Consider the following 17,946-nt stretch of genomic DNA (forward strand, 5'->3'; position numbering starts at 1 on the left):
CCTCCGGAAGATCACGATGTGGACCGGACGGTCCGACGCCATCCTACCGATCACCGGGGTGGTGGGGTGCCCAGGCCCCCTTACCCGAAAAGGGCTTGTGGTAAACTGGGGGTCCTGGGAACGGAGCCTGATACATGCAATTCGAGGTCGGCGAGACCGTCGTCTACCCCCACCACGGGGCGGCAACCATCTCTGAAGTCAAGACGCGCGTCATCAAGGGCGAGGAAAAGGTCTACCTGAAGCTGCGTGTCACGCAGGGTGACCTGACGATCGAGGTGCCGGCGGACAACGTCGACCTCGTCGGCGTCCGTGACGTGATCGGCAAGGAAGGCCTCGACAAGGTCTTCGAAGTCCTGCGGGCCCCCTTCACCGAGGAGCCCACCAACTGGTCGCGCCGGTACAAGGCGAACCTGGAGAAGCTGGCGTCCGGTGACGTCATCAAGGTGTCCGAGGTCGTCCGCGACCTCTGGCGTCGCGACCAGGACCGCGGGCTGTCCGCGGGCGAGAAGCGGATGCTGGCGAAGGCCCGGCAGATCCTCGTCTCCGAGCTCGCCCTGGCCGAGAAGACCGACGAGGACAAGGCATCGACCGTCCTCGACGAGGTCCTCGCCTCCTAGCGCGAACCGCAGCTGGACCACACGACGACGACCGCCCTGCTCCCCGAACGGGTGAGCAGGGCGGTCGTCGTCGTCGCGGCGGGTTCCGGCACCCGGCTCGGCATCGGGGACGCCAAGGCGTTCGTCCCGGTCGCCGGCGAGCTGATGCTCACCCGGGCGCTCCGGACGGTGTTCACGCTCGCCGAACCCACCGCCGTCGTGGTCGTCGCCCCCGCCGCCCGGCTCGACGAGTGCCGCGCGCTGGTGACCGCCGTCGCCGGGCCCGCGGCCGACCTCACCGCGGTCGTCGCCGGCGGCGCGGACCGGCACGCCTCGGTGCAGGCGGGCCTCGACGCCCTGCCGGAGGGCGTCGAGTGGGTCGGCGTGCACGACGCCGCGCGCTGCCTGACCCCGGCCGCGCAGTTCGACGCGGTGTTCGCCCGTGCGCGGGAGACCGGGGACGGCGTCGTGCCGGCCCTGCCCGTCACGGACACGGTCAAGCGGGTCGAGGGCGACGTCGTGGTCGAGACCGTCGACCGGTCGGCCCTCGTCGGGGTGCAGACGCCGCAGGTCTTCCCGCTGGGCGCGCTGCGGGCCGCGTACGCGGTCGCCGTGCAGTCCGAGACCGACGACGCCGGGGTGTTCCGGGCCGCCGGCGGCACGGTCCGCACGGTCCCGGGCGACGCCGACGCGTTCAAGGTCACGACGAGGTGGGACCTCGCACGCGCCGAGGCGCTCGTCGCGGACCGACAGGTCGCCGCCGGCTCGGCACCGGTCGTCCGTGTCGGCCTCGGGGTCGACGTGCACGCCTTCGACGCGGCGTCGCCGTGCCGGGTGGGCCTGCTCGACTTCCCGGGCGAGGCCGGCCTCTCCGGGCACAGCGACGGTGACGCCGTGGCGCACGCGGTCTGCGACGCCCTGCTGTCCGCCGGCGGCCTCGGTGACATCGGTGCGCGCTTCGGGACGTCGGACCCGCGGTACGCCGGCGCCTCCGGGGACGTCTTCGTCCGCGGGGCCGTCGAGCTCCTGCTGCAGGCCGGACTCGTCCCGACCTCGGTCACGGTCCAGGTGATCGGGAACCGCCCCCGCATCGGCGCCCGGCGCGACGAGATGCAGGCGGCCCTCGGCGCGGTCGTCGGCGCTCCCGTCGCGGTCTCCGGCACCACCACGGACGGCCTCGGCCTGACCGGGCGCGGCGAGGGGCTCGCCGCGATCGCGACGGCCGTCGTCCGACCGGTCTGACGTCCTAGGCTTGGGCCGTGACCGTTCGCCTGTACGACTCCCGCGCCGCAGCCGTCGTCGACCTCGTCCCCCTGGTCGACGGACAGGTGAGCATGTACGTGTGCGGACCGACGGTGCAGTCGTCGCCGCACATCGGTCACCTGCGCTCGGCCCTGGTCTACGACATCTGGCGGCGCTGGCTGACGTACCGCGGCTACCGGGTGACCCTGGTGCGGAACGTCACCGACATCGACGACAAGGTGCTCGACCTCGCCGCGGGCACCGACGAGCAGTGGTTCGCGCGGGCGTACCGCGTCGAGCGGGAGTTCACCGCCGCGTACGACGCCCTCGGCATCCTCGCCCCGACCTACGAGCCGCGGGCCACCGCGAGCGTGCCGCAGATGCACGAGATCATCGAGCGGCTCGTCGACCGCGGTCACGCGTACGCCGCGTCCGACGGGTCGGGCGACGTCTACTTCGACACCGGCAGCTGGGAGGCGTACGGCGCCCTGACCCGGCAGCGTCGCGAGGACATGGTCGAGGCGGCGGACGCCGACCCGCGGGGCAAGCGCGACCCGCGGGACTTCGCGCTCTGGAAGGGCGCGAAGCCGGGAGAGCCCGCCACCGCGACCTGGGACTCGCCGTGGGGGCCGGGACGCCCGGGCTGGCACATCGAGTGCTCCGCCATGTCACGGCGCTACCTCGGCCCCGCGTTCGACATCCACGGCGGCGGGCTCGACCTGCGCTTCCCGCACCACGAGAACGAGCTCGCGCAGTCGACCGCGGCCGGTGACGCGTTCGCGTCGTACTGGCTGCACAACGGGCTGGTGACCGTCGAGGGACAGAAGATGTCGAAGTCGCTCGGCAACTCGATCTTCGCAGCCGACTTCCTCGGGTCCGCCCGGCCGGCGGTCGTCCGCTACTTCCTCGGCGCCGCGCACTACCGGTCGTCGATCGACCACCACGAGGGGTCGCTGACCGAGGCCGAGGCGGCGTACGACCGCATCGAGGGGTTCCTCTCGCGCGCCGAACCGCGGCTCGAGGGGGTCGTGCTCCGGGACGCCCCGTCCGTGCCCGAGGCCTTCGCGGCCGCGATGGACGACGACCTCGCGGTGCCCCAGGCCCTCGCCGTGCTGCACGAGACGGTCCGCGCGGGGAACGCGGCCCTCGACGCCGACGATGCGGAAGCGCTCGGGACCGCGTACCATCAGGTGGCCGCGATGGTCGAGGTCCTCGGCATCGACCCGCGAGCGGCCCACTGGTCCGGCGGTGCGCAGGACGTCTCGGCCGCACCGCTCGCCGCGCTCGTCGACCGCCTCGTGCAGGAGCGCGCCGACGCCCGTGCGGCACGCGACTTCGCCACGGCGGACCGGGTGCGCGACGACCTCGCAGCCGCGGGGATCACCATCGAGGACACCGCAGCAGGAACACGCTGGAGCATCGCCTGACAACGGCCGTGCCGGACAGGAGAGAGCAATGAAGAACGTCTCGGGGAGCAAGAAGGGCCGGCCGGGCGCCGTCCGCTCCGGCCGCAAGGGCAACAAGCAGGTCGGCTCCGGCGGCCAGGGCGCGCAGGCGCTCGAGGGCCGGAAGCCGACGCCCAAGGCCGAGGACCGCCCGTACCACCCGGCCGGCAAGCGCAAGGCGGCGAAGGAGCGGCTCGACGCGGCCCGTGGTCGGCACGGCGCATCGAGCTCGCCGCAGCAGCGCACGAGCCGGCCGCCGCAGCGCAAGGCCGACGACTCGGAGCTCGTGACCGGGCGCAACTCGGTGCTCGAGGCCCTGCGCACGAAGACGCCGTCGACGACGCTCTACGTCGCCGCCCGCATCGAGGTCGACGACCGCGTCAAGGAGATCCTGGCGCTGGCGAACCACCGCGGTGTGCCGATCATGGAGATCATGCGTCCGGAGCTCGACCGGATCACGGGGCACGACAGCGTGCACCAGGGCGTCGCGCTCAAGGTGCCCGCGTACGAGTACGCCGTCGCCGAGGACATCGCCGAGCGCGCGTTCTCGCGCGACCAGGTGCCGCTCATGGTGGCGCTCGACGGCATCACCGACCCGCGCAACCTCGGTGCGATCATCCGCTCGACCGCGGCCTTCGGCGGGCACGGCGTCATCGTGCCGCAGCGCCGCTCGGTGGGTGTGACCGCCTCCGCGTGGAAGACGAGTGCCGGTGCCGCTGCCCGGACGCCCGTCGCGATGGCCCCGAACCTGACGCAGACCCTCAAGTCGCTGAAGTCGATGGGGCTCTTCGTGCTCGGCCTGGCGGGCGACGGCGACGTGCAGCTCGATCAGCTCGAGCTCGCCGACCGGCCGATCGTGATCGTCGTCGGCTCGGAGGGCAAGGGCCTGTCGCGCCTGGTGACCGAGACCTGCGACGCGGTCGTCTCGATCCCGATCTCGAGCGCCACCGAGTCCCTGAACGCCGGCATCGCCGCGAGCGTCACCCTGTGGGAGGTCGCCCGACGCCGTCGCGCCGAGTAGCGCAGGCCGCACCAGCGCACCGCCAGGAGGCCCGGTGCCGGTCCCGGGGACCGGCACCGGGCCTCCTGTCCGTCCGACTACACCGACGCGCGCCAGTCCTCGACGTCGTCCTCGTCCGACACCCCGTCGTCGTCGAGCACCGGGATCGGCAACGTGATCGACGACGTCGGCGGGTTGATGAGCAACCGCTCGTCACGACGGTGCCGCAGCACGTCGTTGATGTACGCGGTGGTGGCCTCCGGGAGCGAGACCGAGCGCTCCTCTTCCTGCGACATGTACCAGCGGTGCTCGAGCAGCTCGTGGAACACCTCCGCCGGCTCGAGCCGACCACGCAGGTCGCGGGGGATCGAGCGGACGACGGGTTCGAACACCCGCGACACCCACTCGTGCGCCACCATCTCCTCGTCGAGCTGGTCGCGCCCGTTCCGCGCCCGGTACGCGTCGAGGTCGTTGAGCAGTCGGCGGGCCTGGTTCTCGCCGGCGTCGAGGCCGGTCAGGCGCAGCAGCCGGCGCTGGTGGTGCCCGGCGTCGACGACCTTCGGCTGGATCCGCACCTGCGAACCGCCCTCGGTCGTGTGGATCGAGAGCTCCTCGATGTCGAACCCGAGCGCGTTGAGCCGCTCGACGCGGTCGTTGATGCGCCAGCGCTCCTTGACGTCGAACTGCTCCGTGCCGGTCAGTTCCTTCCAGAGCGTCCGGTACTGCGCGACGATCCGGTTCGAGACGTCCACGGGGTCGGCGTTCTCGTCGAGCCGCCCGCCCGCCTCGAGGTCCAGGAGCTCACCGGCGATGTTCACCCGCGCGACCTCGAGGTCGTTCTCGCGCTGCCCGTTCGACAGTCCGCCCGGGTAGAGCTTGCCGGTCTCCGCGTCGACCAGGTAGGCGGCGAAGGCGCCCGCGTCACGCCGGAACAGCGTGTTCGACAGGGAGACGTCGCCCCAGTAGAAGCCGATGACGTGCAGGCGGACGAGCAGCAGCGCGAGGGCGTCGACGAGTCGCGTGGCGGTGTCCGGGCGCAGCGTCTGCGAGTACAGCGCCCGGTACGGCAGCGAGAAGCGCAGGTGTCGGGTGACGAGGACCGGGTGCAGGGGCTCCCCGTCGGCGTCGACCCGGTTCGTGATCACGGCGACGGGGTCGACGCACGGCACGTCCATCCGCTGCAGGGTGCGGAGCATCTCGTACTCGGCCCGCGCGACCTCCTCGCCGGTCTCCTTGACCGCGGCGACGTACCCGCTCAGGTGCACGAAGCGCACCAGGTGCCGCGAGATGCCCTTCGGCAGCGCGACGATGACGTCGTCCGGCCAGTCCTCGAGCGGCAGGTCCCACGGCAGGTCGAGCAGCCCGGGGTCGACGGTCGCTGCGGTGATGGAGAGGGAGTCGGGCACGGTTGGCTCCAGTCGGTGCGGTGGTCTGACAGACGGGAGGCGCGGTGCCCGCCGGCACCGCGCCTCCTGTTCGACTTCCGGTGTTACGCGCTGACGACGGCCTTGTCGTCGAGACGCTCGCCCGACTCGGTGGCGAAGGCGTGCACGTGGCCCTGCTTCGGCGAGATCACGATCGTGTCGCCGATCGACGGGTGCGAGCGGCCGTCGACACGGGCGACGATGTCGGCGCGCTGGCCGTTCACGTCGGCGTGACCGTACAGGTAGCCGTCGGCGCCGAGCTCCTCGACCACGTCGACCGTGACCGGCAGGCCGTCACCCGACGGGGAGACGATGACGTCCTCCGGGCGGATGCCGACGGTGATCGAACCGGCACGGGCGTTCGACAGGGTGTCGCGGTCGAGCGGGTGGTTCAGCGTGCCGAACTTGATGCCGCCCTCGACGACGTCCGCCGGGAGCAGGTTCATGGCCGGCGAGCCGATGAAGCCGGCGACGAACACGTTGTTCGGCTTCTCGTACAGGTCGCGCGGGGTGCCGACCTGCTGCAGGATGCCGTCCTTGAGCACCGCGATGCGGTCGCCCATGGTGAGCGCCTCGGTCTGGTCGTGCGTGACGTAGACCGTGGTGACGCCGAGGCGACGCTGCAGCGAGGCGATCTGGGTGCGGGTCTGCACACGGAGCTTGGCGTCGAGGTTCGACAGCGGCTCGTCCATGAGGAACACCTGCGGCTGACGGACGATGGCGCGGCCCATCGCGACGCGCTGACGCTGACCACCGGAGAGCGCCTTCGGCTTGCGGCCGAGGTACTGCTCGAGGTCGAGGAGCTTGGCGGCCTCCTGCACACGGGTGGCGCGCTCCTCCTTGCCGACACCGGCGATCTTGAGCGCGAAGCCCATGTTCTCGGCGACGGTCATGTGCGGGTAGAGCGCGTAGTTCTGGAACACCATCGCGATGTCGCGGTCCTTCGGCGGGACGTCGGTGACGTCGCGCTCGCCGATGCGGATCGCGCCCGAGTTGACCTCTTCGAGGCCGGCGAGCATGCGCAGGGACGTGGACTTGCCGCAGCCCGAGGGGCCGACGAGGACGAGGAACTCGCCGTCGGCGATGTCCAGGTCGAGGGAGTCGACCGCGGGGCGGGTGCCTCCGGGGTAGAGACGGGTTGCCTTGTCGTAGGTGACGGACGCCATGAGCGTTCGGTCCTTCCTTCACCGGCAGGTACGTGCCGGACGATCCGTAGTGAAGCGGTTGCCCGTGGGGGCCCCGGATGGTCGCCGTCGACCATCGCTGTTCATACAACACGACTTCCCGGGCGAGCGCCAGTGTCCGGTCCGCCTGGTTGGCTGGTCCCAGGAAGGACCACTACGATCGGCGGGTCCGTCCGGCGTCCGGGGGAGGCCGAGCGGACGTCAGGCAACTACGTGAGGACCAACGACGCATGACCAACCTCCCCGAGGGTGACGCCCGCGCCGCGCGGAACGAACGACGGGAAGCCGCACGCCAGCGCGCCCAACGCGCGCGGGCCCAGCAGAAGCGCCGGCAGCGCGGGACCCGTCTCGGGCTGCAGATCGGCCTCGGCGTCGTGCTCCTGGCCGCGGCGACGATCGTCACGCTCGTGCTCGTCGACTCGGTGAAGCCCGCCGGTCCCGGCCCCGCCACGATGTCGCAGGGCGGCATCACGATCGGGCAGGACCTCGAGGCCGTCGGGTCGTCCGCGTCGCCGTCGCCGAGCGCGACCGACGGGTCCGGCACGGTGCGCATCACCATGTACGTCGACTACCTCTGCCCGACGTGCGGCGCGTTCGAGGAGGCGAACGGCGACTACATCGCGAGCCTGGTGGACTCCGGCGCCGCCACGGTCGACATCCACCCGGTCGCCGTCCTGACGAACCGGTCGCAGGGCACGAAGTACTCGCTCCGCGCCGCGAACGCCGCCGCGTGCGTGGCCGACCGTTCGCCCGACCAGTTCTTCGCCGTGAACCAGGCGCTCTTCGCCCGCCAGCCGGAGGAGGGGACGACGGGGCTGACCGACGCGCAGCTCCAGCAGCTCGTCACCGGGGTCGACGGCGTGCAGGACAAGGGCGCCATCCGCGACTGCATCGCGGACCAGACCTACGCGAAGTGGGTCGACGAGCGCACCACCGAGGTGACCGAGGGGGAGATCCCCGGTTCGTCGCTCCGCGAGTTCCCGGGCACGCCCCTCGTCCTGGTGAACGGCAAGCAGTACGAGCTGACCTCGCCGATCACGAACGACGACTTCCGCACCTTCGTGCTCTCGGCGGCCGGCGCGACGGAGTCGACGCCCACGCCGACCCCCTCGTCGACGCGGTCGCCCCGCAGCACGCCCTCGGCGAGCCCGACCGCCGGCTGATCCACGCGGTCGGTGCCGCGACGTGACCGACGGGAGGCTCCCCACCGGACCGGTGGGGAGCCTCCCGTCCGTCCCTGGCGGGTCGGCGCGCTGCGGCCGACGACGTGCTCAGAGCGACGAGCCCGGCACGCTGAAGGTGTCGCACGCGGTCGCGCCGCGCTCGTACCCGCGGACGAACCAGGCCTGTCGCTGCACGCTCGAGCCGTGCGTGAACGAGTCCGGGTCGACGCGGCCCGTGGCCCGCTCCTGGATGCTGTCGTCGCCGACGGCGCTCGCCGCGGACAGGGCGTCGGCGACCTGCGACCGCGTGACGGGCTCGAAGAACGTCTCGCCGTTCGCGTCCTCGGTCGTGGCGGCCGACCCCACCCAGGCGCCGGCGTAGCAGTCGGCCTGCAGCTCGACGCGGACGCTGCCCGACGACGCCCCGGTCCCCGAGCGGTCGGTGTCCGCGAACGTGCCCTGGAGCTGCTGCACGTGGTGTCCCCACTCGTGCGCGACGACGTACATCTGCGCGAGCGGACCGCCGGACGAGCCGTAGCGGGACTGCAGGTCGTCGTAGAAGGCGGTGTCGAGGAAGATCGAGCGGTCGGGCGGGCAGTAGAACGGTCCGGTCGCGGCGGAGGCCTGCCCGCACCCGGTGCCGGTCGACCCGTCGAAGAGCACGAACCCGGGCGTCGTGTACGAGATGCCGAGGGTGCCGGCCTCGTCGCTCCAGTAGTCGTCGAGGGACTCGGCAGCGCCCTCCATGCGGCACTCCACGCGCAGGTTCGCGTCTCGACCGGTGCGGCACTCCTCGGCGGGCTGCACCGTCTGGTCCTGCTGCTGGATCTGCGTGGTGCCGTCGCTGCCGACGATGCCGCTGAGGTCCACGCCGGTGAACTGCGCGATGAGGAACACCACGATCGCCGCGACGCCCACGCCGCCCCCGCCGATCGCCGCGGTCCGACCGCGGCGCTGCACCTTCCCGCCGGAGAGCTGCGAGTCCTCGTTGAACGTCATGCCGCCGACCGTACCCGGAGCCGGCCCGCGTAGCGTCGGGCTCGTCGAAGACCGACGACACATGTCGCACAAACCGGAAGGAACAGGACCATGGTCACTCCCGTCAGCACCGTGATGAGCCCCGCCCGCTACGTGCAGGGGAAGGACGCGATCACCCGGGTCGGCGAGTTCGTCGCGCCGATCGGGAAGCGTCCGCTGCTCGTCGCCGACGACGTCGTCTGGGGCATCGTCGAGGACGCCGTCCGCTCGAGCTTCGACGGGGCCGGGCTGCCCGTGGAACGCGTCGGCTTCGGGCGCTTCGCCACCCCGCAGGCCATCGACGACCTCACCGCGACGATCCGCGAGACGGGGTCGGACGTGGTCGTCGGGCTCGGCGGCGGTTCCGCGATCGACGCCGCGAAGGCGTCCGGGCACCTCGCCGGTGTCCGCTGGGTGAGCGTGCCGACCGCAGCCTCGACGGACGCACCGACCTCGGCGCTCGCGGTCGTGTACTCGGAGGAGGGCGAGTTCATCGAGTACCGCTTCTTCCCGCACAACCCCGACCTCGTGCTCATCGACACGAAGCTCGTCGCGAACGCCCCCGTGCAGTTCCTCGTCGCGGGCATCGGCGACGCCCTCGCCACCTGGGTCGAGGCCAGGGCCGCGAAGCGCGCCAACGCCGACACCATGGCGGGTGGGCTGCAGACCGAGACCGGTGTCGCCCTCGCCGAGCTGTCCTGGCGACTCCTGCACGAGAACGCCCTGCAGGCCATCGAGTCCGTGCAGGCGAAGGTCGTCACGCCGGCGCTCGAGAAGGTGGTCGAGGCGAACACGCTGCTGTCCGGCCTGGGCTTCGAGTCCGGCGGGCTCGCGGCCGCGCACGCCATCCACAACGGCCTCACCGCGGCACCGCAGGCGCACGGCCTCGCCCACGGGCAGAAGGTCAACGTCGGCACCGTCGCGCAGCTCGTGCTCGAAGGCGCCCCAGCCGAGGAGATCGAGGACTTCGTCGTGTTCACCACGAAGGTCGGCCTGCCGAACACGCTCACCGAGATCGGGCTGGCCGTCGACGACCGCGACGTGCTGCAGGCCGTCGCCGAGGCGGCCACCGTGGAGAGCGAGACCATCCACAACATGCCGTTCCCGGTGACCGCCGAGGCCGTCGTCGACGCGCTCGTCGCCATCGAGGGGATCTCGCGCAGCATCCGTGCCGCCCACGGACTGCCGGAGCCGGAGCCCTACCGAGCCCACTGAGCGCGAGCAGACCGAGCCCACGCCGACTGAGTCGGCACGCCAGGGGGTGCGAGCAGCATGGCGGCATGGCCGACCTCGACGAACAGCACCCCCTCTTCCTCCTCGCGATGGACCAGCGGTCCTCGCTCCTGTCGCACACCTACGGTGACGAGTCCGGCGAGCCCGCCGACGAGGCCGACGCCGAACGCGTCCGCGCGGGCAAGCAGCTCGTCTACCGCGGGGTGCTCAGCGCGCTCGCCGCGGGGGCGTCGCGCGAGCGGACCGGCGTCCTCGTCGACGAGCGCTACGGCGCCGACGTCGCCCGGCTCGTCCGCGAGGCCGGGCTCCAGCTCGCGATGCCGATCGAGCGCTCCGGCCGCGACTGGTTCGAGCTCGAGTACGGCGACGACTGGATCGCGCACGTCGACGCGTTCGACCCCGACTTCGTGAAGGTCCTGGTCCGGGACAACCCCGCGTTCGACGCGGGTGACCGGCAGGCCCAGGCCGAGCGGCTCGCCGAGGTCTCCCGCGCCCTGCACGAGGCCGACCGGGCGTTCCTGGTCGAACTGCTCGTGCCCGGCACCGACGAGCAGCAGGCGTCCACGGACGACTACGACCGTGACGTCCGGCCCGGGCTCGTCGTCGAGGTGGTCGGCTACCTGCAGGAGCACGGCGTCGAGCCCGACGTCTGGAAGCTCGAGGGCCTCGACCGCAGCGAGGACGCCGAGCGGGTCGTCGCCGCGGTCCGCGCCGGTGGCCGTGACGGCGTGCAGTGCATCGTGCTCGGTCGCGACGCCCCCGAGGAGCAGCTCGACCACTGGCTGCGGGTCGCCGCACCCGTCGACGGCTTCGTCGGCTTCGCGATCGGCCGGAGCAACTGGGAGGACGCCCTCGACGACGTGGTGCAGCAGGGCCTGGACCACGAGGCGGCCGAGCGTCTGATCGCCGCGAACTACCGGCACTTCGTCGACACCTGGCTCGAGGCTCGCCCCGACGTCGTCCACGGGGTGGACGCCGGCGCGGCCTGACCCACCGGCCGGGACCCGGGGGCGGCGCGGCGTCAGGTGCTGATCAGCGGTTCCACCGCCGCCAGGTCGTCGCCGATGCCGACGTCGACCAGCTCGATGCGCCCGGCCAAGGTGGCCCCCGGTCCGGTGAGCAGACCGGCCTTCACACCGCCGAACGTCACGGTGACGTCGGCGTGGAGCACGTGGTCATCCGCCACCGCCCCGGTGTCGGCGTCGACACCGCTCGGGACGTCGACGGCCACGACGAACGGGGCGCGTTGGTCGCGGGCGAGCTCCCGGATCGCGTCGACGACCTGCCGGGCGGGGGAGCGGAGGGGCGTGCCGCCGCCCGCGCCGATGCCGAGGATCCCGTCGAGCACGATGTCGGCCCCGGCCGCTGCGTCGGCGGCGGCCGCTGCCAGGCGTTCGCCGTCCGGGACCGCTGCCGCGCGCAGGATGTCCGCGGCCCCCGCCTCGGTCGCGTCGGCCCGCGGGTCCGACGGCGCGTCCAGGAGGCGCGCACCGGCGTCCAGCGCGGCTGCCAGGCCCGCCTCGTGGACACGTGGCCCGACCCGCAGCACCGCCACGTGCCTCCCGGCCGTCGCCAGACGTGCGCCCGCGAACAGGGCGTCGCCGCCGTTGTCGCCGCTGCCGACCAGCAGCAGCACCGAGCCCGGGCCGTCCTGCGGGCGGACCGCGGGGTCGTCGAGCAGGTCGGCGACGATCCGCGCCAAGCCGTCCGCGGCTCGCTGCATGAGGGGCTCCCCCGCCTCGAGGTGCGGCCGCTCCGCCGCCCGGACCTGATCGCCGCCGTAGCCGTCCATGCCCACCACCATGCCCCCGGTAACCTGGTCGCGCCATGTCACTCGTCCCCGAAGCGCCCCGTCCCCGTGCCGTGATGTCCCCGGACGGCCTGAAGCTCGCGACGTACGACTTCGGCGACCCGGACGCCCCCGTCGTGGTGGCCGTGCACGGCTTCGCGTCCGGTGCGGTCCTCAACTGGCACGCCTCCGGCTGGACCCGCGACCTCGTCCGCGCCGGCTACCGCGTCGTCGCGCTCGACCAGCGCGGACACGGGGCCTCGTCGAAGCCGCACGACCCGGCCGCCTACTCGATGGACCTGCTCGTCGCCGACGTCACCACCGTCATCGACACGTACCTGCTCGACGACGTCGCCTTCCTCGGGTACTCGCTCGGGGCCCGGGTCGGCTGGCACACCGCCGAGCGGATCCCCGACCGCATCTCGCGGGCGGTGCTCGGCGGGATCCCGGACGCCGACCCGATGCGCCGCGTGGCCGTCGACCAGGCGAAGGCGTACATCGCCGACGGCACCCCGGCCGAGGACCGCGTCACGAACGGGTACCTGCAGATGGCGGCGAACGTCGAGGGGAACGACCTGCGAGCACTCGTCGCGATGGTCGAGGGCATGCGGAACAGTGTGGAGCCGACGCCGGAGAACGCGCCGGCCCAGCCGATCCTCATGGCGGCCGGCAGCGAGGACGGCATCCGGGACAGCGCCGTGCGGCTGGCCGAGGCGGCACCCGACGCGTCGTTCTTCGAGATCCCGCGGCGGAACCACTTCAACGCCCCCACGTCGCGTGACTTCCGTGAGCGCGCGATCGCCTTCCTGTCCGAGGGGCGCTGAGGGGGCGGCGCTGACCCCATGACGGGTACTGGCAGGTCCTCGCTGGCGGAGGGGACCGGGCGTAGCGTCCCGCCCATGGACTACAGACTCCTCGGCAACAGCGGGACATCGGTGTCGACGCTGACCCTCGGCACCATGACGTTCGGCAGCGAGGCCGACGAACCCACCTCCCACCAGATCATCGACACGTTCGTCGCCGCCGGCGGCACGCTCATCGACACGGCGGACGTCTACTCCGGCAACGAGTCCGAACGCATCATCGGCCGATGGCTCGCCGCGCACCCGACCGAGGCGCAGCAGGTCGTCCTCGCCACGAAGGGGCGCTTCCCGCAGGGCGACGGCCCGAACGACCTCGGCCTGTCCCGCCGCCACCTGTCGCGTGCCCTCGACGCATCGCTCGAACGGCTCGGCGTCGAGACCATCGACCTGTACCAGATGCACGCGTGGGACGCCCTGACGCCGATCGAGGAGACGCTCCGCTTCCTCGACGACGCCGTGTCCGCCGGCAAGATCGGCTCGTACGGCTTCTCGAACTACCTCGGCTACCAGGTCACGAAGGCCGTGTACGAGGCGAAGGCCCACGGCTGGGCGCCGCCGGTGACGCTGCAGCCGCAGTACAACCTGCTCGTCCGCGACATCGAGCACGAGGTCGTCCCGGCCTGCCTCGACGCCGGCATCGGCCTGCTGCCGTGGTCGCCCCTCGCCGGCGGCTGGCTCTCCGGCAAGTACCAGCGCGACGAGGCGCCGACCGGCTCGACGCGGCTCGGTGAGAACCCGCAGCGCGGCATGGAGGCGTGGGAGGCCCGGAACGCGGACGAGCGCACGTGGAAGGTGCTCGACGCGGTGTCCACGGTCGCCGAGGCCCACGGTGCGTCGAAGTCGCAGGTCGCCCTCGCCTGGCTCCTCGCCCGGCCCGCCGTCACCAGCGTCATCCTGGGCGCCCGCACGGTCTCGCAGCTCGAGGACAACCTCGGAGCGGCCGACCTCGTGCTCACCGACGACGAGCTGCGGACCCTGACCGAGGCCAGCGCACCGCGCGTCGACGACTACCCCTACGGCACGGCGGGCGTCGCACAGCGCGAGCGCCGCATCACCGGCGGGCGCTGACCGGGAGCCGCCCGGCGGGCACCCCGCGGGCCAGCAGCGGGAGCGCAGACGCGTCGGTGGATCTGCATCGATCCGTGCGGGATCGCGCGGATCGATGCAGAACCATGGACACGTCGCCCGGACCGGTGTCACCATCGATGCACGACCGGCTGGTTACCGCGTCGAGCGCCCGGAACGCCCCCTGATCCGTGTTCCACGCGCCGGAGGGCCCGGACGACCGCGTCCGGGCCCTCCGTCCTCGCCCCCGTAGGATCGTCTGGTGCCCAACCGACGTGCCCTCGTCCTCCAGGACCGCCGGGAGGTGCGACTCGTCGCCCTCGTGCTGCTCGCCCTGGCGGCCGCGTACCAGTGCTTCTGGCGCATCGCCGACGAGAACATCGGTGGGGACGAGGCGACCTACGTCCGCGCCGGCTTCGCGTACGTGCACGGAGCGTTCGACCAGAACCGCGAGCACCCGCCGACGGCGAAGTACCTGTTCGGTCTGGCGCAGCTCGTCGGCGGGGAGGGCGTCACCGCGCCCCGTGTCCTCGTCGCCGCCCTCGTGGTGCTCGGCGCGGTCGTCATGTTCGTGTGGCTCCGTGCCGAGGTCGGCTTCTGGGCGGGGTGGACCGCAGCCGCGCTGTGGACGCTGACGCCGCGGAGCGGTGCGGGCGCGCGCCTCGACCGGGTCGCGCTCCTCGACCCGGTGATGGTGTTCTTCGCCCTCGCCGCGCTGTTCGCCGTCTGGGTCTGGGCACGGTCCGGCCGGTGGTGGTGGCTCCCGCTCTCCGCGGTGCTCATGGCGGCGTCGGTGACGTCGAAGGCGTCGACGCTCGTCCTGCTGCCCGTGTTCCTGCTCGCCCCGGTCCTGTTCCGACGGTGGCGCGCACTCGTCGTCGGGGGTGTCGTCTGGGCGGTCGCCTTCGTCGTGACGGTGGTCGCGCTGTACGCCCCGATGGGCATGCGGTCCGCGGTGACCTACATGCTCACGTTCCAGGCGGGGCAGAACGAACACGGACACCTGGTCAGGATCGCCGGTGAGACGCACCAGTTCGCGCCCTGGTGGGCGAACTGGTGGTTCCTGCTGCAGGGCGTCGGGCTGCCGGTGCTCGTCGTGCTCGCCACCGGCGTGCTGCTCGCGGTCGTCCTGCGTCCGGACCGGCTCGTGGTCTTCCTCGCGGCGCCGCTCGTGCTGCTCGTCGCGTTCTACACGGTCGCCGCGAAGATCGCGCTGCCGACCTACTACAGCGCGTGGACGCCCTGGATCGTCCTGCTCGCCGCGGTCGGCCTGGGTCGGCTGGCCGCCCTGCGTCCGCGACCGCTGACCGGTGCGATCGCAACGCTCCTGGTCGTCGTCGCGCTCGTCGGCAGCTTCCCGACCGCCCGCTCCGTGTGGCAGACGCGGCCGGAGGGCGTCGCGCGTCTCGTGCCGCTGCTGCGGAGCGAGGGCATCCGCGACGGCCGGATCTTCTTCGGGTCGATCACCCCGAGCGACTACGACCAGTACGTCGGCGACCGTGGCGTGCGCGAGGTCGCGGACGCGCCGTTCGAGGCGATCGTCGTCGGGCGGGACCGGCGCTTCCCGTTGCCCGAGGAGGTCGCCGAGCTGCTGCGCGACGAGCGCTCCTCGTTCGAGCGGGTGCGGCTCGACCGCATCGTCGTCTGGATCCCGGACGGTCGGATCGTGCAGGGCGCGGACGGCGCGCTCGACGTCCGCTGACGGCCGGCGGACGGCTCGACACGTGGTCCTGACGTGGGGCCGGCAGCGGGACTCGAACCCGCAACCCCCGTATTACAAGTACGGTGCGCTACCAATTGCGCCATGCCGGCTGACGCGCCCATCCTAGCGGCGGACGCGTCAGGGTCTCATTCGCTCTTCTCGGAGAAGTTCAGCGACAGCGAGTTCATGCAGTAGCGGTCACCCGTCGGGGTGCCGAAGCCGTCCGGGAACACGTGCCCGAGGTGCGAGCCGCAGTTCGCGCAGCGGACCTCGGTGCGGACCATGCCGAGCGACTTGTCCTCGATGAGCTGCACGGCCTCGGGACGGACGGACTCGTAGAACGAGGGCCACCCGCAGCCGGAGTCGAACTTCGTGCCGCTCTGGAACAGCTCCGCGCCGCACGCCGCACAGGTGTAGATCCCGGCGCGCTCCTCGTCGAGCAGCTCGCCCGTCCACGGCCGCTCGGTCCCGGCCTGCCGGAGCACGGCGTACTGGTCCGGGGAGAGCTCTTCGCGCCACTGGGCGTCCGACTTGTCGACGTTGTACGCCATTGCTTCCTCCATGCTTCCGGTCGGGGCTCGATGGTGACGCCCGACCCCTTCAGTAAACTCGCGACGATGTCCGAGCATTCCGTGCGCCACGCCCGCTGGACCCGCCTGACGACGGACGAACTGTACGGCATCGTGCGGTTGCGGAACCGCGTCTTCGCCCTCGAGCAGCGCGTCGCCGCCGAGGACCTCGACGGCCGCGACCGCGACCCCGAGACGGAACACTGGTGGTTCGGAGCGGACGACGATCCGGTCGGGTACCTCCGGCTCGTCCGACCGGCCCCGGACGAGGCCCACCCGGGGGGTGCGGTGCCGCCGGCCTGGGTCATCGGCCGGGTCGCCACGCACCCGGACCACCGAGGGCAGGGGATCGCCGGTCGGCTGGTCCGCGCCGTGCTCGACGCGCACGGGCACGAGCCGTTCGTCCTCCACGCCCAGGAGTACGTCGCGGGCCTCTACGAGCGGCACGGCTTCGTCCGGTTCGGCGACCCCTACGACGAGGCCGGCATCCGCCACGTCGGCATGCACCGCCCGTGACCACGCGAGCGCGCTACGCCGCCTACGCGGACCGCATCGCCCCCGTCTCCCCGACCTACGCCGCATGGGCGCGGTCCGTCGACGACGACCTGGTCGCACTCCTCGACGCCGTCCCCGAGCAGCAGCGGCAACCGGAGCTCGTCTTCGCGGTCGCGCGTCGGCTCGGAGCCGACCCCTCGGACCCCGGTGCGCTGCGCGTGCTCGGCCGGGAGGCCCGCCCCGCCTTCGTCGCGGCCCTCACCTCCGCCACGGTGCAGGCCAACGACCCGCGGCGGCTCGGGCCCGTGGTCCCGCTCCTCGCCGCGCTCGCCGCGGCCGACGAGCGCCCGCTCGGGCTGGTGGACGCGGGTGCGGCGGCGGGCCTGTGCTCGATCCCCGACCGGGTGACCCTCGACCACGTGCCCGCAGGCTCCCCCGGGGACGGTCGCGCCCCCTCGCGGACGATGCACCCCGGTGCCCGAGGGCGCGACGTCCGTGGCGGGGCGCGATCCGACCGCGTCCGGGTGCACACCGCCGTCGCCGAGCCCGCCGTGCACCTGACCGTGGAGGTCAGCGGCACCGTCCCCGTGCCCACGGCGGTGCCGATCCGCATCGGTGCGCGCGTCGCCCTCGACCCGGAGCCGATCGACCTCGCCGAGCCGCACGCGTTCGACCGGCTGGTCGAGGCGGTCCCGCCCGAGGCGACGGACCGTGTCGCCCTGATGCGCGAGGCGGCGCGCGCGACGCTCGCCGTGCCTCCCGTCCGGATCCGGGGCCGGCTGCCGGACGACCTGGACCGCGCACTGGACGCCCTGCCGGACGACGTGCGACCCGTCGTCCTGACCACCGGCACCCTCGTGTACGTGCCCGGGGCCGACCGCCAGCGCGTGGTCGACCGGATGCGCGAGCGGGGCGTGCACTGGGTCGCGCTCGAGCGGACCGGGATCCTGCGCGGGGTGGCCGCGACCCTGCCGGACGACGTCGACCCGGCGGACCCGGACGCGTTCGCGACGGTCTCGCTCGACGGCGTCGCGCTCGCCGTCTGCGACCCGTTCGGCGTCCGCGTGCGCTGGTTCCGGCGGCCGGGAGCCTGAACCGGGCTTCGCGACAGTCCAGGTCCGTGCCAGGGTCCGGATGCCGACCACCCCTACGATGTGCG

17 protein-coding genes and 1 tRNA gene are annotated in these 17,946 nt (G+C 72.7%); 12 read left to right on the forward strand and 6 right to left on the reverse strand.

The window, feature by feature from the left end; all coding sequences use genetic code 11:
- The first annotated feature begins 134 nt into the window (after nucleotides 1–134).
- Genes DEJ23_RS12010 through rlmB form a run of 4 tightly spaced genes read left to right on the forward strand, consistent with a single transcriptional unit; the run spans nucleotide 135 to nucleotide 4,304 of the window.
- A complete protein-coding gene (locus DEJ23_RS12010) occupies nucleotides 135–617 on the forward strand; it encodes a CarD family transcriptional regulator (RefSeq protein ID WP_111240499.1) in 483 nt (160 codons plus the stop codon).
- A 51-nt stretch (nucleotides 618–668) separates the two neighbouring features.
- Entirely contained in the window at nucleotides 669–1,838 is a 1,170-nt protein-coding gene (ispD, locus tag DEJ23_RS12015; protein WP_111240500.1) for a 2-C-methyl-D-erythritol 4-phosphate cytidylyltransferase, read from the forward strand.
- A gap of 17 nt (nucleotides 1,839–1,855) precedes the next feature.
- The gene (gene cysS, locus DEJ23_RS12020) at nucleotides 1,856–3,265 is read left to right on the forward strand and encodes a cysteine--tRNA ligase (RefSeq protein ID WP_111240501.1); all 1,410 of its coding nucleotides are present in this window, start codon (nucleotides 1,856–1,858) and stop codon (nucleotides 3,263–3,265) included.
- A 28-nt stretch (nucleotides 3,266–3,293) separates the two neighbouring features.
- Complete coding sequence (gene rlmB, locus DEJ23_RS12025; protein WP_111240502.1) at nucleotides 3,294–4,304, forward strand: 23S rRNA (guanosine(2251)-2'-O)-methyltransferase RlmB; 1,011 nt, start codon at nucleotides 3,294–3,296, stop codon at nucleotides 4,302–4,304.
- 77 nt (nucleotides 4,305–4,381) lie between these two features.
- Here the strand turns inward: rlmB and DEJ23_RS12030 are convergent, their stop codons facing one another.
- Nucleotides 4,382–5,689 carry a DUF4032 domain-containing protein gene (locus DEJ23_RS12030; protein WP_111240503.1) on the reverse strand — a complete coding sequence of 436 codons (1,308 nt, stop codon included), beginning with the start codon at nucleotides 5,687–5,689 and terminating at the stop codon, nucleotides 4,382–4,384.
- Between the two features lie 83 nt (nucleotides 5,690–5,772).
- Nucleotides 5,773–6,873 carry an ABC transporter ATP-binding protein gene (locus tag DEJ23_RS12035; protein ID WP_111240504.1) on the reverse strand — a complete coding sequence of 367 codons (1,101 nt, stop codon included), beginning with the start codon at nucleotides 6,871–6,873 and terminating at the stop codon, nucleotides 5,773–5,775.
- Nucleotides 6,874–7,121: 248 nt separating this feature from the next.
- Between DEJ23_RS12035 and DEJ23_RS12040 the strand changes: the two genes are divergently transcribed.
- Entirely contained in the window at nucleotides 7,122–8,054 is a 933-nt protein-coding gene (locus DEJ23_RS12040) for a thioredoxin domain-containing protein (protein WP_181429243.1), read from the forward strand.
- 108 nt (nucleotides 8,055–8,162) lie between these two features.
- On the opposite strand, the gene DEJ23_RS12045 is transcribed toward DEJ23_RS12040, so the two are convergent.
- The gene (locus DEJ23_RS12045) at nucleotides 8,163–9,053 is read right to left on the reverse strand and encodes a neutral zinc metallopeptidase (protein WP_111240506.1); all 891 of its coding nucleotides are present in this window, start codon (nucleotides 9,051–9,053) and stop codon (nucleotides 8,163–8,165) included.
- Between the two features lie 90 nt (nucleotides 9,054–9,143).
- Between DEJ23_RS12045 and DEJ23_RS12050 the strand changes: the two genes are divergently transcribed.
- Nucleotides 9,144–10,286 carry a glycerol dehydrogenase gene (locus DEJ23_RS12050; RefSeq protein ID WP_111240507.1) on the forward strand — a complete coding sequence of 381 codons (1,143 nt, stop codon included), beginning with the start codon at nucleotides 9,144–9,146 and terminating at the stop codon, nucleotides 10,284–10,286.
- A gap of 65 nt (nucleotides 10,287–10,351) precedes the next feature.
- Nucleotides 10,352–11,293 carry a 2-deoxy-5-keto-D-gluconate 6-phosphate aldolase domain-containing protein gene (locus tag DEJ23_RS12055; protein ID WP_111240508.1) on the forward strand — a complete coding sequence of 314 codons (942 nt, stop codon included), beginning with the start codon at nucleotides 10,352–10,354 and terminating at the stop codon, nucleotides 11,291–11,293.
- A 32-nt stretch (nucleotides 11,294–11,325) separates the two neighbouring features.
- Here the strand turns inward: DEJ23_RS12055 and DEJ23_RS12060 are convergent, their stop codons facing one another.
- Nucleotides 11,326–12,108, reverse strand: a complete 783-nt coding sequence (locus DEJ23_RS12060) for an NAD(P)H-hydrate epimerase (protein ID WP_111240509.1) — start codon at nucleotides 12,106–12,108, stop codon at nucleotides 11,326–11,328.
- 23 nt (nucleotides 12,109–12,131) lie between these two features.
- Between DEJ23_RS12060 and DEJ23_RS12065 the strand changes: the two genes are divergently transcribed.
- The 3 genes from DEJ23_RS12065 (at nucleotide 12,132) to DEJ23_RS12075 (ending at nucleotide 15,723) form a co-directional block, all read left to right on the forward strand.
- Complete coding sequence (locus tag DEJ23_RS12065) at nucleotides 12,132–12,917, forward strand: alpha/beta fold hydrolase (protein WP_111240510.1); 786 nt, start codon at nucleotides 12,132–12,134, stop codon at nucleotides 12,915–12,917.
- A gap of 75 nt (nucleotides 12,918–12,992) precedes the next feature.
- Complete coding sequence (locus DEJ23_RS12070; RefSeq protein ID WP_111240511.1) at nucleotides 12,993–14,024, forward strand: aldo/keto reductase; 1,032 nt, start codon at nucleotides 12,993–12,995, stop codon at nucleotides 14,022–14,024.
- A gap of 259 nt (nucleotides 14,025–14,283) precedes the next feature.
- On the forward strand, nucleotides 14,284–15,723 hold the full coding sequence (locus DEJ23_RS12075) for a glycosyltransferase family 39 protein (RefSeq protein WP_111240512.1): 1,440 nt from the start codon (nucleotides 14,284–14,286) through the stop codon (nucleotides 15,721–15,723).
- A gap of 34 nt (nucleotides 15,724–15,757) precedes the next feature.
- Here DEJ23_RS12075 and DEJ23_RS12080 read toward each other — a convergent pair.
- Nucleotides 15,758–15,833, reverse strand: a tRNA-Thr gene (locus DEJ23_RS12080).
- A 36-nt stretch (nucleotides 15,834–15,869) separates the two neighbouring features.
- The gene (gene msrB, locus DEJ23_RS12085) at nucleotides 15,870–16,274 is read right to left on the reverse strand and encodes a peptide-methionine (R)-S-oxide reductase MsrB (RefSeq protein WP_111240513.1); all 405 of its coding nucleotides are present in this window, start codon (nucleotides 16,272–16,274) and stop codon (nucleotides 15,870–15,872) included.
- 66 nt (nucleotides 16,275–16,340) lie between these two features.
- On the opposite strand from msrB, the gene DEJ23_RS12090 reads away from it, so the two are divergent.
- Complete coding sequence (locus DEJ23_RS12090) at nucleotides 16,341–16,808, forward strand: GNAT family N-acetyltransferase (RefSeq protein ID WP_111240514.1); 468 nt, start codon at nucleotides 16,341–16,343, stop codon at nucleotides 16,806–16,808.
- Nucleotides 16,805–17,881: a DUF2332 family protein gene (locus tag DEJ23_RS12095; protein ID WP_111240515.1), complete on the forward strand. Its 1,077-nt coding sequence runs from the start codon at nucleotides 16,805–16,807 to the stop codon at nucleotides 17,879–17,881. The genes DEJ23_RS12090 and DEJ23_RS12095 overlap by 4 nt, the downstream gene beginning before the upstream one ends.
- Nucleotides 17,882–17,946: the final 65 nt, after the last annotated feature.

Origin of the sequence: Curtobacterium sp. MCSS17_008 (assembly GCF_003234185.1) — a bacterium.
GTDB lineage: Bacteria > Actinomycetota > Actinomycetes > Actinomycetales > Microbacteriaceae > Curtobacterium.